Raw genomic sequence first — 13691 nt, forward strand, 5'->3', positions numbered from 1 at the left:
GCTCGCCCGCCCGATGCAATGGACGCGTGACCGCGCCCCCGAACGACTGCCTCGCGCGCAACGAGTGGATCTGCGGGGCCTATCTGAGCAGCCGCCGCCAGATCCTCCTCGACGCGGTCGGGCAGCATCTCCGGCTCACCGCGGTCTCCGTGCTCATCGGTCTCGCCGTCGCCGTCCCCCTGGCCGTGCTGGCCCGCCGCTGGCGCTGGTCGGCCGCGCCCGTCCTCGGCGTCACGACGATCCTCTACACCATCCCCTCCCTGGCGATGTTCTCCCTGCTCCTGCCGGTCTACGGCCTCTCGGCCACCCTCGTCGTCGCCGGGCTGGTGCTCTACTCGCTCACGCTGCTCGTCCGGAACATCCTCGCGGGCCTGCGCGCCGTGCCCGAGGAGACCCGGCAGGCCGCCCGCGGCATGGGCTACGGCCCGATCCGCCTGCTGCTCACCGTCGAGCTGCCGCTCGCCCTGCCCGCCGCGATGGCCGGACTACGCATCGCCACCGTCTCGGCGGTCTCCCTGGTCACCGTCGGCGCGATCGTCGGTTTCGGCGGACTCGGCAACCTGATCTACGCCGGCATGAACACCTACTTCAAGGCCCAGGTGCTCACCGCCTCCGTCCTGTGCGTGCTGATCGCCGTCGCCGCCGACCTGCTGCTGCTCGGGGTGCAGCGACTGCTCACCCCGTGGACCCGGGCGGCCCGCGCGTGACGACGCTCGCCGACGCCTGGGGCTGGCTCACCGACTCCGCGCACTGGGCGGGCGACGACGGAATCGGGCACCGGCTGCTCCAGCACCTCGTCCTCACCGTCGTCTGCCTCGTCATCAGCTGCGCCATCGCCCTGCCCGTCGCCCTGGTCCTCGGCCACCTCGGCAAGGGCGGCGCACTCGCCGTGAACATCTCCAACGTCGGCCGTGCCGTCCCCACCTTCGCCGTCCTGGTCCTGCTGCTCCTCACCCCGATCGGCCGGTGGGGCGAGGGCCCCACAGTGGTGGCCCTCGTACTGTTCGCGGTACCGCCGCTGCTCACCAACGCCTACGTCGGCATGCGCGAGGTCGACCGGAGCATCGTGCAGGCGGCCCGGGGGATGGGGATGACCGGGCGACAGATGCTGTTTCACGTGGAAATGCCCCTTTCACTCCCGTTGGTCCTCAACGGCGTGCGGATCGCCGCCGTCCAGCTGGTGGCCACGGCGACCATCGCCGCGCTGGCGGGCGGGGGAGGGCTGGGACGGATCATCACCGCCGGGTTCAACCTGGCCAGCACGCCCCAGGTGGTCGCCGGGGCGATCCTGGTCGCCGCCTTCGCGCTGCTCGTGGAGGGCGTCTTCGAACTCGCCGAGCGGCTCGCCCCGGTCTGGGTGCGGGGCTCCAGGTGAGGTCCCGTACGGCGGTGCCTGCCGTGCTGCTGTTCGCCCTCACCGCTTGCACCACCGGCCCCTCCCTGGAGAACCGCGGGGAGGTCACCGCACCCCCGGGCGACAGCCGGCAGCTGACCATCGGCTCCGCCGGATTCACCGAGAGCGACCTGCTCGCCCAGATGTACGCACAGCTGCTGAACCAGGCCGGCTACCGGACCTCCCTCATCACCGTCGCCAACCGGGAGATCTACGAACCCGCTCTGGAGTCCGGGCAGATCGACGTCGTCCCCGAGTACGCGGCCACCTTCGCCGACTGGCTCAACGCCAAGGCCAACGGCCCTGACGCACCGCCCGTGGGCTCACCCGACCTGGACGCCACGATGAAGGCGCTGCGCCGCCTCGCCACACCGCGCGGTCTCACGGTCCTGGACCCCGGACGGGCGGTGGACCAGAACGCCTTCGCGGTCACCGCCGCCTACGCCCGGGAGCACCACCTGAAGACGCTCAGCGACCTGGGCGCCTCGGGGCTCAAGGTGCGGCTCGCGGCGGGTGACGAGTGTGTGCAACGGCCGTACTGCGAGCCGGGATTGAAGAAGGTCTACGGCATCGACATCACCGGCGTCGACCCCAAGGGCGTCGGGACCACCCAGGCCAAGCGGGCCGTGCAGAGCGGGCAGGACCAGATGGTGCTGACCACGACCACGGACGCGACCCTCGGCCAGTTCGGCCTGGTCCTGCTCGCCGACGACAAGCACCTGCAGAACGCCGACTACGTCGTCCCGGTCGTCAACCGCGCGCGGGCGGGCAGCGAGGGCGTGACGAAGGCGCTCGGCAAGCTCAACGACGTCCTGACGACGGCCGACCTGGCCGCCATGAACCAGCAGGTCGACAGTTGGCGACGGCTGGCCCAGGACGTGGCCCGTACGTACCTGCGGGACAAGGGCCTGGTGAAGTGAGGGCCGGTGCCCGTTGTCAGTGGCGGGCGGTACGTTCCGGGACATGGGGATCTACTTGGTGGGTGTCGGCGCGCAGGAGTGGTTCGAGGAGGAGGACGAGGGTGGCAAGGGGCCCCTCGCCGCGGCCCTGAACGAGGAGTTGCGGCGGCGCGGGCTCGCGCCGTACGAGTCGGTGCCCGAGCAGGCCGGGTTCGAGCGCGGCGCGGGGATGTCGTTCGAGGAGAAGCTGGTGCCGTCCATGGACGGGTTCGGCGCGTTGTGCCGGGAGCAGCTGTCGCCGCAGGAGGAGGAGTTGCTGCTGGGCTGGTCGGTGCTGGTGCCGCTCTCCCTCGATGAGGAGATCCGGCTGCCCCTGGAAACCGCCTACACCGACGAGACGGTGATCGCCGGCGCCCCCGAGGTGCTCGCCCTCGCGGAGCGGCTGGCGGCCGCGATCCGGCTTCCCGTCGACGCGATACCGGAGGCCTGCGACAACCTCGACCTGACGATGTGGTTCCTGGAGGGCCCGGCCGAGAAAGCCACCGCTGCCCGCCCCGGACCGTGGGGCGAGGATCTGGACGCCGCCTTCTATGTCGCGCTGTACCTGCGGGCCGCCCAGCACTCGCTGCGGCGCGGCTGCCCGATGACGTTCAGCTGACGAACGACGGCCGACGCCCCGGCGCCCTCGCGGTCAGGCGTCGGAGACCGAGTCGAACGGCACCTGGCCGCGCGGGACACCACGCGCGTCCGCGTCCACCGAGCGGCGCAGCGCCTCGTGCAGCTTGGCCGGGGTCAGGACACCGAGGAAGCGCGAGCCGTCGAGGACCGCGACCCACCCCGCGTCGTGCTGGAGCATCACACCGAACGCCTGCTTCAGCGGGGCGCCGACCGGCACCCACGCGGTCATCCGGTGCGCGAGGTCGCCGACGGTGCCGCCGGCCGCCAACTCGTCCCGGCCCACCCAGCCGTGCAGGTCGCCGCGCGGGTCCAGGACCACCGCCCAGCGGGCGCCCTCCGCCCGCAGCCGTGCCGCGGCGCTCTCGGCGGACTCGGCCGGGCGGGCGACCGGCGGCTGCTCCAGGTCGTCCGGCTCGATCTCGGTCACCGACAGCCGCTTCAGCCCGCGGTCCGCGCCCACGAACTCGGCGACGTACGACGTGGCGGGCGTCCCCAGCACCGCGCCCGGCGTGTCGTACTGCTCGATGCGCCCCTGCCCGTACACCGCGATCCGGTCGCCGAGCCGCACCGCCTCCTCGATGTCATGGGTGACCAGCAGCACCGTCTTGCGCACCGCGGCCTGCATCCTGAGGAACTCGTCCTGCAACTGCTCCCGCACCACCGGGTCGACCGCGCCGAACGGCTCGTCCATCAGCAGTACGGGGGGATCCGCGGCGAGCGCGCGGGCCACGCCGACCCGCTGCCGCTGGCCGCCGGAGAGCTGGTCCGGGTAGCGCGGACCGAACGTCCCCGGGTCCAGGCCGACCAGGTCGAGCAGTTCGGCAGCGCGCTTGCGGGCCCTGGCCCGCTTCCAGCCGAGCAGGGCCGGGACGGTCGCGGTGTTGTCGAGGACCGTGCGGTGCGGGAACAGGCCCACCTGCTGGATGACATAGCCGATCCGGCGGCGCAGTCGCACGGGGTCGACCCGGGCGATGTCCTCGTCGTCGACGAGGATCCGGCCGGAGGTCGGTTCGATGAGCCGGTTGACCATCATCATCGTGGTGGTCTTGCCGCAGCCGGACGGGCCCACGAGCGTGACGAGTTCACCCTCCGCCACCTCGAAGGAGAGGCCGTCCACGGCGGTCGTGCCGTCCGGATACCGCTTGGTGACCTGCTCGAACCGGATCATTCCCTCACGCTAGCCGCGCCCCTTGCGGCCCGCTCGCCGAAGGGGCGGCGGCACACCTACGAGGTGACCTCGGCGCTCGGCTGATCGGCGCTGACGAGTACCACTTCCAGGGTGCGTGGGCCGTGTACCCCTTCGACTCGGTCCAGCTCGATGTCGCTGGTCGCGGATGGTCCGGAGATCCAGGTCAACGGGCGTGTCGGGTCGAGACGTTCGAGGGCCTGGGGGACGGAGGAGACGACCTGGTCCGGGATCCGGACGACGCAGATGTGGTGGTCCGGAATGAGGGTGATGCGGCGGCGGCCCTGGTCGGGGCCGCCGTCCAGCACGATCGTGCCGGTCTCGGCGATCGCCACCGCACACCCGGTGACCACACTGCCCACCGTGTCGAGCTGGTGCGGTGTGTCCTCGGCGCGGTCCGCGACCACCTCGGCATCGGCCGCCGCGAGCCACGCCGGGTCCAGCCCGGCCGGTACGACCACGGTCCCGGCCCCGCGGTCGGCGACCAACCGGCCGATCAGGGCGGCCAGTTCGCTCTCCGTGCAGCGGTGCACGAGCGCCCGGTAGTCCGCGAGGTTCTCGGCCAGCAGCTCGACCGTCTCCGCGACGCTGCGCTGCCCGTGCTCGCGCAGATACGTCCGTTCGAGCGGTGCGTCCTCGCCCGGCGCCTCGGCCAGTGCGCGTCGTACCCGGCCCAGGATCCGTTCCCTGCTGCTCACTTGGCACCGTCCTTTCCGCCGTTCGTGCGCTGCCACCAGTCCCGGAACGGCTCCGCGGGGAGGGCCGGCAGGTCCCGGGTCCCGCTCCACGCCCTGCCCGGGCCCGGCAGCGTGCGGGGATGGAAGCGGCGGCTGCGGGAGGCGAGGCGCTGGCCGGTGCGCAGGGCGGCGGGGTGGGAGAACGTCCAGCGGGCCGCCCGCATCGCCGCCCGCTCGGCCGCATGTCCCTTGGCGGGCTTGAGGAGCACCTTGTTGCCGCCCCGGACCGTCTCGCCGCCTTCCACGACTCGTTCCCGCAGGTGCACCAGTACTTCGGGGATGTCGATGGCGACCGGGCACACTTCGTAGCAGGCCCCGCACAGCGTCGACGCGTACGGCAGGGAGGCGTCGATCGCGCTGGCCGTCCCCCGTAGCTGGGGGCTGAGGATGGCGCCGATCGGGCCGGGGTAGACCGAGCCGTAGGCGTGCCCGCCCGCCCGCTCATACACCGGGCAGACGTTGAGACAGGCCGAGCAGCGGATGCAGCGCAGCGCCTGGCGGCCGACCTCGTCGGCGAGGGTGTCGGTGCGGCCGTTGTCCAGCAGCACCAGATGGAAGGTCCGCGGGCCGTCGCTGTCCGTGGTTCCGGTCCACATGCTGGTGTAGGGGTTCATGCGTTCGGCGGTCGACGAACGGGGCAGGGTCTGCAGGAAGACCTCCAGGTCCCGCCAGGCCGGCACGATCTTCTCGATGCCGACGACCGAGATCAGCGTCTCGGGCAGGGTCAGGCACATCCGCCCGTTGCCCTCGGACTCGACCACCACCAGCGTGCCGGTCTCGGCGACCATGAAGTTGGCACCGGAGATGCCGACCCTGGCCCGCAGGAACTTCTCGCGGAGGTGGAGCCGGGCGGCCTCGGCGAGTTCGGCCGGGGTGTCGGTGAGGCCCTCGGGCGCGGGGCGCCCCCACGCACCCATCTCGCGCCGGAAGATGTCCCGGATCTCTCCCCGGTTGCGGTGGATGGCGGGGACCAGGATGTGTGAGGGCCGGTCCTTGCCCAGCTGCACGATCAGCTCGGCGAGATCGGTCTCGTAAGCCCGGATGCCCTCGGCCTCCAGCGCCTCGTTGAGGCCGATCTCCTGGGTGGCCATCGACTTGACCTTGACGACCTCCGACTCACCGGTCTCCTTGACCAGTTCGGTGACGATCCGGTTGGCCTCGTCGGCGTCCGCCGCCCAGTGGACCGTACCGCCCGCCGCCGTCACCGCCTCCTCCAACTGGACCAGATAGCGGTCGAGATGGCGGAGAGTATGGTCCTTGATCTGTTTGCCGGCCTCGCGCAGCGCGTCCCAGTCGGACACCTCGGCCACCGCCTTGGCCCGCTTGGCGCGGATGGTGTGCGTGGCATGCCGCAGATTCCCGCGCAGGGTCGGGTTGTTGACAGCCTCGTGCGCGGCCACCGGAAAGGCCGGCATCCCCAGATACGTTCCGCTCATAGCGCGGGCTCCTCCTTCGTGCTCGCCAGGATCTCCGCGAGGTGCACCGGCCGCATCCCGGTGCCGAGCCGGGTCATGGTGCCGCCGATGTGCATGAGACAGGAGTTGTCGGCCGCGCACAGCACCTCCGCACCCGTCGAGGCGGCGTTGCGCACCTTGTCGGATCCCATCGCCGCCGAGACGTCGGGGTTCTTCACCGCGAACGTCCCCCCGAACCCGCAGCACTCCTGCGCCCCCGGCAGCTCCACCAACTCCAGCCCCTCCACAGCCTGGAGCAGCCGGCGCGGCCGCTCACCCAGCCCCAGAGCACGCAGCCCGTGACAGGTCGGGTGGTAGGTCACGGTGTGCGGGTAGTAGGCGCCCACGTCCGTCACCCCGAGCACGTCCACCAGGAACTCGGTCAGCTCGTACGTTTTCGGCACCACCGGTGCCAGCGTGTCCGCGAGGCCGCTGCCGCGGCCCTCCGCGCGGGCCCGTTCGCCCATCCTGGGATACAGCTCCCGCACCATCGCCCCGCACGACCCGGACGGCGTCACGATCGCCTCGTACTCCCCGAAGACATCGGAGAAATGCCGGGCCAGTGGCTCCGCCTGATGACGGTATCCGGTGTTGTAGTGGGCCTGCCCGCAGCAGGTCTGCGCCATCGGGAAATCGACCTCGACACCCAGCCTGGTCAGGAGTTTCACCACAGCACGACCCGTGTCCGGATACAGCGTGTCGTTGACACAGGTCAGGAACAGGGCGACACGCATCGCGGCTCCTCGCGGTCGATCATCGGATGAGTGCAGGGTAATGGGCCGGTGCGGTCAGCGGGAGTCCCGGTTCACCGTGTGGCGAGTCGTGCCTCGGCCGCCGCCCAGCGGGCGGTGTCGTCGCGCGGTGTGTACCGGGTGAGCGGCTGGGTGCGCGTGAGCAGCCGCCGCAGGTCGGCCAGGTCGCCGACCAGACCCTGCGCACGGGCCTGGACCAGCACGTTCCCGAGGGACGCCGCCTCCGTCGGACCCGCCACCACTGGCAGCCCGCAGGCGTCGGCGGTGAGCTGACAGAGCAGCGCGTTGCGGGTGCCGCCGCCCACCACGTACACCGTGTCCACCGGGTGATCGGCGAGCCGCTGTGCGTCGGTGACCGCCCGCCGGTGGGCGAGCGCCAGGGAGTCGAGAATGCACCGGGTGATCTCACCGGGAGTCCGCGGCACCGGCTGCCCGGACGCCCGGCACGCCTCGGCGATCCGCTCCGGCATCCGGCCGGGGGCCAGGAAGACCGTGTCCCCCGCGTCCACCACCGACCGCAGCGCCGGCACGCCGGCCGCCTCGCGCAACAGCCCGCCCAGATCCGGGTCGCCCCAGGCTCGTACGCACTCCTGGAGCAGCCACAGCCCCATGATGTTGCGCAGGTAGCGGACCGTGCCGTCCAGCCCCAGCTCGTTGGTGAAGTTGGCGGCCCGGCTCTCCTCGGTCAGCACGGGCGCGGCCAGTTCGAGTCCGGCCAGCGACCAGGTGCCGGTGCAGATGTAGGCGAACCGTTCACCGGCCGCCGGTACGGCGGCCACCGCCGACGCGGTGTCGTGCGAGCCGACCGCGGTCACCGGCACCGGCCCGCCGAGCCCCGTCTCCTCAAGCACCTCGGGACGCAGCAGCCCGGCCGCCTCCCCGGGCCGCCGCAGCGGAGCGAACAGCCCGAGGTCGATCCCCACCCGGTCCGCCACCTCGTACGACCAGTCGCGCGTCCGGGGATCGATCAGCTGGGTGGTGGAGGCGTTGGTCAGCTCGGTGCCCTGCTCGCCGGTCAGCCAGTACGACAGCAGGTCGGGGATGAGCAACAGCCGCTCGGCACGGGCGAACTGGGCACTCGAACGCGCCGCCGCCAACTGGTAGAGGGTGTTGAAGGGCGCGTACTGGAGCCCGGTGCTGGCGTACAGCTCCGCCGCCGGCAGGGTCGCCCACACCTTCTCGGCGACGCCCTCCGTGCGGGCGTCCCGGTAGTGCACCGGGTTGCCGAGCAGCGCCCCGTCGGCGTCCAGCAGCCCGTAGTCCACGGCCCAGCTGTCGATCCCGACGGAGTCCACCCGCCCCGCCGCCCGCAGCCCCTCCAGCACCCCGGCGTACAGGGCGAGTACGTCCCAGCGCAGCCCCTCCGGCACCCGTACCGGCCGGTTGGCGAACCGGTGTGCCTCGGCCAGTTCGAGCGAGTCCGGGCCCACCCGGCCGACCATGACCCGACCGCTGGACGCACCGAGGTCGACCGCGGCATAGGACCTGGAGCCGGTCATCGCAGGAACGCGGCCGCCACACCCGCGTCGACGGGCACATGCAACCCGGTGGTGTGGGTCAGCTCCCCGCCCGTCAGCGCGAACACCGCGTTCGCCACATGCTCGGGCAGCACCTCACGCTTGAGGATGGTCCGCTGCGCGTAGAACTCGCCGAGCTTCGCCTCCTCCACCCCGTACACGGCGGCCCGCTGCGCCCCCCACCCTCCGGCGAAGATCCCGGACCCACGCACCACACCATCGGGGTTCACCCCGTTGACCCGGATCCCGTGCTCGCCCAGCTCGGCTGCCAGCAGGCGCACCTGATGGGCCTGGTCGGCCTTGGTGGCCGAGTAGGCGATGTTGTTGGGCCCGGCGAACACGGCGTTCTTCGAGGCGACATAGACGATGTCACCGCCGAGCCGCTGGGCGATCATCACCCGGGCCGCCTCCCGCGACACCAGGAAGGAGCCGCGGGCCATGATGTCGTGCTGGAGGTCCCAGTCCTTCGCCGAAGTCTCCAGCAGGGGCTTGGAGATGGAGATCCCGGCGTTGTTGACGACGAGGTCGACCCCGCCGAAGGCCAGCACGGCGGCCCGGAAGGCGGCGGCGATCTGCTCCTCGTCCGTCACGTCGACGGTGACGGCGACGGCCCTGTCCGGCCCGCCGAGCTCCTCCGCGACGGCGGCGGCACCCTCGGCGTCGAGGTCGGCCACCACGACGCAGGCCCCCTCGGCGACGAGCCGGTGCGCGATCGCCTTCCCGATCCCGCTGCCGGCCCCGGTCACCAGCGCCACCCGGGTCGCCAGGGCCTTCGGCCTCGGCATCCGCCGGAGCTTGGCCTCCTCCAGCGCCCAGTACTCGATCCGGAACTTCTCCGACTCCTCGATCGGCGCGTACGCCGACACGGCCTCGGCGCCGCGCATCACATTGATCGCGTTGACGTAGAACTCGCCCGCGACCCGGGCCGTCTGCTTGTCCTTCCCGAAGCTGAACATGCCGACGCCGGGCACCAGCACGATCGCCGGGTCGGCGCCGCGCATGGCGGGGGAGTCGGGCAGGGCGTGCCGCCGGTAGTAGGCGGCGTACTCCTCGCGGTAGGCGGAGTGCAGCTCCCTGAGCCGGGCGATGGTCTCGTCGAGGGGTGCGGTCGGCGGCAGGTCGAGCACGAGCGGCCGTACCTTCGTCCGCAGGAAGTGGTCCGGGCACGACGTCCCCAGCGCGGCGAGCCGCGGGTGCTCGGCCCGGGCCAGGAAGTCGAGGACGACCTCGGCGTCGGTGAAGTGCCCGACCTGCGCCCGGTCCTGGGAGGCGAGGGCCCGTACATACGGCGCGAGCGAGGCGGCCCGCTCCCGGCGCTCCGCCTCGGGCAGCGCGTCGTACCCCGCGACGACGGGCCCGAAGGGCTCCGGCCTGCCGCGCTCGGCGAGAAAGGCCTCGGCGGTGCGGATGATGTGGAGCGAGTTCCGCTCGCACTCCTCGGAGGTGTCGCCCCAGGCGGTGATCCCGTGCCCGCCGAGGACGCACCCGACCGCCCGCGGGTTGGCGGCCTTCACGGCCGCGATGTCCAGCCCCAGCTGGAACCCGGGCCGCCGCCACGGCACCCACACCACCGAGTCCCCGAAACACTCGGCGGTCAGCTTCTCCCCGTCGGCGGCACAGGCCAGCGCGATCCCGGAGTCCGGATGCAGATGATCGACGTGCGGGGCGTCCACCAGCCCGTGCATGGCGGTGTCGATGGAGGGAGCGGCCCCGCCCTTGCCGTGCAGGCAGTAGTCGAAGGCGCCGACCATCTCGTCCTCGCGCTCGACGCCCGGATAGACACCGGCGAGCGCCCGGAGCCGGTCGAGCCGCAACACGGCGAGCCCGGATTCGGTGAGGGTGCCGAGGTCCCCACCGGACCCCTTCACCCACATCAGCTCGACCTCCCCACCGGTGACGGGATCGGTGTCGGTGCCCTTGGCGGAGGTGTTCCCGCCGGCGTAGTTGGTGTTCCGGGGATCGGCACCGAGCCGATGGGAACGGTCGAGGAGGGCGGCGGCTTCGGGGTGGGTGGTCATGAAGGTCCCTGACTTCGTGAACGTACGGGGATCGGTGCGCCCCTTCAGGGGCGCGGGGAACTGCGCGGCCAACCACATCCGGCCCGCAGCCCGCGACGAGACATGTCAAGCCAGACGCTTACGCGCCCCAGCCCGCCTGCTGCCCCCCAACCCGCTCGGCGACAACCTTCTCGGCCCACCCGGACCGGCGGTACGCCGCGAGCGGCTCCGGATCCAGCCCCATCTCCACCCGCACCTCCCGCAGCAGCGGCCGCACATCAGTGTCATACGCATCCATCAGCACGGCATTCGCCCCGAGCACATCGCCCGCGGCCTGCGCCGCGGCCAACGCCCCCCGGTCCACCAGCAACGCCTTCGCCGTGGCCTCCTGCACGTTCATCACCGAGCGGATGATCGCCGGGATCTTCGCCTCGATGTTGTGACACTGATCGAGCATGAAGGCCACCTCGGAGGTGAACCCGCCCCCGCCCAGGACCTCGCACATGATCCGGAACAGCTGGAACGGATCAGCGGCGCCGACCATGAGGTCGTCGTCCGCGTAGAACCGCGAGTTGAAGTCGAACCCCCCGAGCTTCCCCTCCCGCAGCAGCGTGGCGACGATGAACTCGATGTTGGTGCCCGGCGCGTGGTGCCCGGTGTCGACGACGACCTGCGCCTTCGGCCCCAGCTTCAGACAGTGGGCGTAGGCCGTGCCCCAGTCCGGTACGTCGGTCGTGTAGAAGGACGGCTCGAACAGCTTGTACTCCAGCAGCATCCGCTGCCCCTCGCCCAGCCGCGCGTACACCTCGGCCAGCCCCTCCGCGAGCCGGTCCTGGCGGGCCCTGATGTCGTCCTGCCCGGGGTAGTTGGTGCCGTCCGCGAACCAGAGCTTCAGGTCGCGGGACCCCGTCGCGTCCATGATGTCGACGCACTCGAGCAGGTGGCCGACGGCCTTGCGGCGCACCGCCGCGTCCGGATGGCAGATGCTGCCCAGCTTGTAGTCGTCGTCCTGGAAGGTGTTGGAGTTGATCGCCCCCAGCTTCAGCCCCTGCTTCTCGGCGTGCCCGGCCAGGTCCGCGTAGTCGTCCACCTTGTCCCAGGGGATGTGCAACGCCACCGTCGGCGCGACCCCGGTCACCGCGTGGACCTGTGCCGCGTCGTCCAGCTTCTCCTTCGCCGAGCGCGGCACGCCCTGCTGGGCGAACACCTTGAAACGGGTCCCCGAGTTTCCGTACGCCCACGACGGCGTCTCGACGGCCTGGGTCTTCAGCGCGGCCTTCACCGCGGCGAGGTCGGTCACTTGGAAGCTCCTGGGGGTATGAACGGTGAAACGATTCAGAACGGCAAAGTATGAGCCTCCCGAAGGGGTGTCAAGCACTCCGACCAACCTGGTTTTCCGTGACTCGGCCGTGACCTTAGGCTATCGAAATTTTTTCGATACGGACCCATTGACGTGACATGCCCGTGGTGCCTACGGTCCCGGCAATCCAGTTGAAACCTTTCACGACGCTGTGGGGTCGGTGCCGACCGTCTCGCCGGTGTCGTCGAGGAGCCATCCATGACCCACCCGTCCGACACGGGACCGGCCCCGGTGCTGGCGCTGAAGGACGTCTCCAAGTCCTTCGGTGCCGTCCGCGCCCTGCGGGACGTCTCCCTGGAGCTGTTCCCCGGCGAGGTGCACGCCCTCGCCGGGGAGAACGGCGCGGGCAAGTCGACGTTGATCAAGACCCTCGCCGGGGTGCACCGACCGGACGCCGGCCAGGTGCTGCTCGACGGTGAGCCCGTCGTCTTCCACGGCCCCGGCGACGCCCGCGACGCCGGAATCGCCGTGATCTACCAGGAACCCACGCTCTTCCCCGACCTGTCGATCGCCGAGAACATCTTCATGGGCCGGCAGCCCCGGCGCGCGCTGGGCCGGATCGACCACAAGGCCACCCGCGCGGCCACGGCCGCCCTGATGAAGCGGCTCGGCGTCGCGCTCGACCCCGACCGCCCCGCCCGCGGCCTGTCCATCGCGGACCAGCAGATCGTGGAGATCGCCAAGGCGCTCTCCTTCGACGCCCGGGTCCTGATCATGGACGAGCCGACGGCGGCGCTCACCGGCAGCGAGGTCGCCCGCCTCTTCGGCGTCGTCCGCACCCTGCGCGACCAGGGCGCCGCCGTGCTGTTCATCTCGCACCGGCTGGAGGAGATCTTCCAGCTCTGCCGGCGGGTCACCACCCTCCGGGACGGCGCCTGGATCGCCAGCGAGCCCGTCGACGGCATGACCGAGGACGACCTGGTCCGCCGGATGGTCGGCCGCGACCTGGACGAGCTGTACCCCAAGCAGGACCTGCCGGTGGGCGAAGTCGCCCTTTCGGTACGGCGGCTGACCCGGGAGGGCGTCTTCACCGACATCTCCTTCGAGGTGCGCGCCGGTGAGATCGTCGGCCTCGCCGGACTGGTCGGGGCCGGCCGCACCGAGGTCGCGCGGGCCGTGTTCGGCGTCGACCGCTGGGACGCGGGGGAGGTGGAGGTGCGGGGCCGCAGGCTCACCAACGGCGCGCCCTCCACGGCGATGGCCGCCGGGCTCGCCCTGGTCCCCGAGGACCGGCGGGCGCAGGGCCTGGTGATGGACATGTCCATCGAGCGCAACATCGGCCTGACCGGGCTGCGTACGACCGTCAGGGCCGGCCTGATGGACCGGGGCGCCGAGCGCAGCCGCTCCCTCGACTGGGCGGTGAAGCTCCAGGTGAAGTACGCCCGGATCGCCGACGCGGTCTCGACCCTGTCCGGCGGCAACCAGCAGAAGGTGGTCCTCGCCAAGTGGCTGGCGACCGGACCGAAGGTGCTGATCGTCGACGAACCGACCCGGGGCATCGACGTCGGGACGAAAGCCGAAGTCCACCGGCTCCTCGGCGAGTTGGCCGCCGACGGGGTCGCCGTCCTGATGATCTCCTCCGACCTGCCGGAGATCCTCGGCATGGCCGACCGCGTGCTGGTGATGCACGAGGGCCGGATCACCGCCGAGATCCCGCGCTCCGACGCCACCGAGGAAACCGTGATGGCCGCAGCGACCGGGAGGGCCGCCGCATGACG

At 71.6% G+C, this 13691-nt stretch carries 12 protein-coding genes; 5 read left to right on the forward strand and 7 right to left on the reverse strand.

All coding sequences use genetic code 11. The annotated features are described in order from the left end of the window. The first annotated feature begins 26 nt into the window (after positions 1-26). Genes ABZ642_RS38795 through ABZ642_RS38810 form a run of 4 tightly spaced genes read left to right on the forward strand, consistent with a single transcriptional unit; the run spans position 27 to position 2950 of the window. On the forward strand, positions 27-707 hold the full coding sequence (locus ABZ642_RS38795) for an ABC transporter permease (protein ID WP_360493766.1): 681 nt from the start codon (positions 27-29) through the stop codon (positions 705-707). Next, positions 704-1375, forward strand: a complete 672-nt coding sequence (locus ABZ642_RS38800; protein WP_360493769.1) for an ABC transporter permease — start codon at positions 704-706, stop codon at positions 1373-1375. The genes ABZ642_RS38795 and ABZ642_RS38800 overlap by 4 nt, the downstream gene beginning before the upstream one ends. Next, on the forward strand, positions 1372-2313 hold the full coding sequence (locus ABZ642_RS38805) for an ABC transporter substrate-binding protein (RefSeq protein ID WP_360493772.1): 942 nt from the start codon (positions 1372-1374) through the stop codon (positions 2311-2313). The genes ABZ642_RS38800 and ABZ642_RS38805 overlap by 4 nt, the downstream gene beginning before the upstream one ends. A 43-nt stretch (positions 2314-2356) precedes the next feature. Beyond that, the gene (locus ABZ642_RS38810) at positions 2357-2950 is read left to right on the forward strand and encodes a hypothetical protein (RefSeq protein WP_360493775.1); all 594 of its coding nucleotides are present in this window, start codon (positions 2357-2359) and stop codon (positions 2948-2950) included. 33 nt (positions 2951-2983) lie between these two features. Here the strand turns inward: ABZ642_RS38810 and ABZ642_RS38815 are convergent, their stop codons facing one another. The 7 genes from ABZ642_RS38815 to rhaI form a co-directional block, all read right to left on the reverse strand. Beyond that, a complete protein-coding gene (locus tag ABZ642_RS38815; protein WP_360493778.1) occupies positions 2984-4138 on the reverse strand; it encodes a betaine/proline/choline family ABC transporter ATP-binding protein in 1155 nt (384 codons plus the stop codon). Between the two features lie 56 nt (positions 4139-4194). Further along, positions 4195-4854 carry a lactate utilization protein C gene (locus tag ABZ642_RS38820; RefSeq protein WP_360493781.1) on the reverse strand — a complete coding sequence of 220 codons (660 nt, stop codon included), beginning with the start codon at positions 4852-4854 and terminating at the stop codon, positions 4195-4197. Further along, positions 4851-6329, reverse strand: a complete 1479-nt coding sequence (locus ABZ642_RS38825; protein WP_360493784.1) for a LutB/LldF family L-lactate oxidation iron-sulfur protein — start codon at positions 6327-6329, stop codon at positions 4851-4853. The genes ABZ642_RS38820 and ABZ642_RS38825 overlap by 4 nt, the downstream gene beginning before the upstream one ends. Then, positions 6326-7081, reverse strand: coding sequence for a (Fe-S)-binding protein (locus ABZ642_RS38830; protein WP_360493787.1), 756 nt, complete (start codon positions 7079-7081; stop codon positions 6326-6328). Before ABZ642_RS38830 ends, ABZ642_RS38825 begins: the two co-directional genes overlap by 4 nt. Before the next feature lie 71 nt (positions 7082-7152). Next, on the reverse strand, positions 7153-8598 hold the full coding sequence (locus ABZ642_RS38835; protein WP_360493790.1) for a rhamnulokinase family protein: 1446 nt from the start codon (positions 8596-8598) through the stop codon (positions 7153-7155). Next, positions 8595-10634, reverse strand: coding sequence for a bifunctional aldolase/short-chain dehydrogenase (locus ABZ642_RS38840; protein WP_360493792.1), 2040 nt, complete (start codon positions 10632-10634; stop codon positions 8595-8597). The genes ABZ642_RS38835 and ABZ642_RS38840 overlap by 4 nt, the downstream gene beginning before the upstream one ends. Before the next feature lie 118 nt (positions 10635-10752). Further along, the gene (gene rhaI, locus ABZ642_RS38845) at positions 10753-11913 is read right to left on the reverse strand and encodes an L-rhamnose isomerase (protein ID WP_360493795.1); all 1161 of its coding nucleotides are present in this window, start codon (positions 11911-11913) and stop codon (positions 10753-10755) included. Between the two features lie 258 nt (positions 11914-12171). Between rhaI and ABZ642_RS38850 the strand changes: the two genes are divergently transcribed. Then, positions 12172-13689, forward strand: a complete 1518-nt coding sequence (locus ABZ642_RS38850; RefSeq protein WP_360493798.1) for a sugar ABC transporter ATP-binding protein — start codon at positions 12172-12174, stop codon at positions 13687-13689. Positions 13690-13691 lie beyond the last annotated feature (2 nt).

Source organism: Streptomyces sp. NPDC007157, from assembly GCF_040634235.1.
Lineage (GTDB): Bacteria > Actinomycetota > Actinomycetes > Streptomycetales > Streptomycetaceae > Streptomyces.

Coding starts and splice junctions, on each gene's coding strand:
- ABZ642_RS38810 (WP_360493775.1), top strand. CDS start 2,357: ATGGGGATCTACTTGGTGGGTGTCGGCGCGCAGGAGTGGTTCGAGGAG.
- ABZ642_RS38815 (WP_360493778.1), bottom strand. CDS start 4,138: ATGATCCGGTTCGAGCAGGTCACCAAGCGGTATCCGGACGGCACGACC.
- ABZ642_RS38825 (WP_360493784.1), bottom strand. CDS start 6,329: ATGAGCGGAACGTATCTGGGGATGCCGGCCTTTCCGGTGGCCGCGCAC.
- ABZ642_RS38830 (WP_360493787.1), bottom strand. CDS start 7,081: ATGCGTGTCGCCCTGTTCCTGACCTGTGTCAACGACACGCTGTATCCG.
- ABZ642_RS38835 (WP_360493790.1), bottom strand. CDS start 8,598: ATGACCGGCTCCAGGTCCTATGCCGCGGTCGACCTCGGTGCGTCCAGC.
- ABZ642_RS38840 (WP_360493792.1), bottom strand. CDS start 10,634: ATGACCACCCACCCCGAAGCCGCCGCCCTCCTCGACCGTTCCCATCGG.
- ABZ642_RS38850 (WP_360493798.1), top strand. CDS start 12,172: ATGACCCACCCGTCCGACACGGGACCGGCCCCGGTGCTGGCGCTGAAG.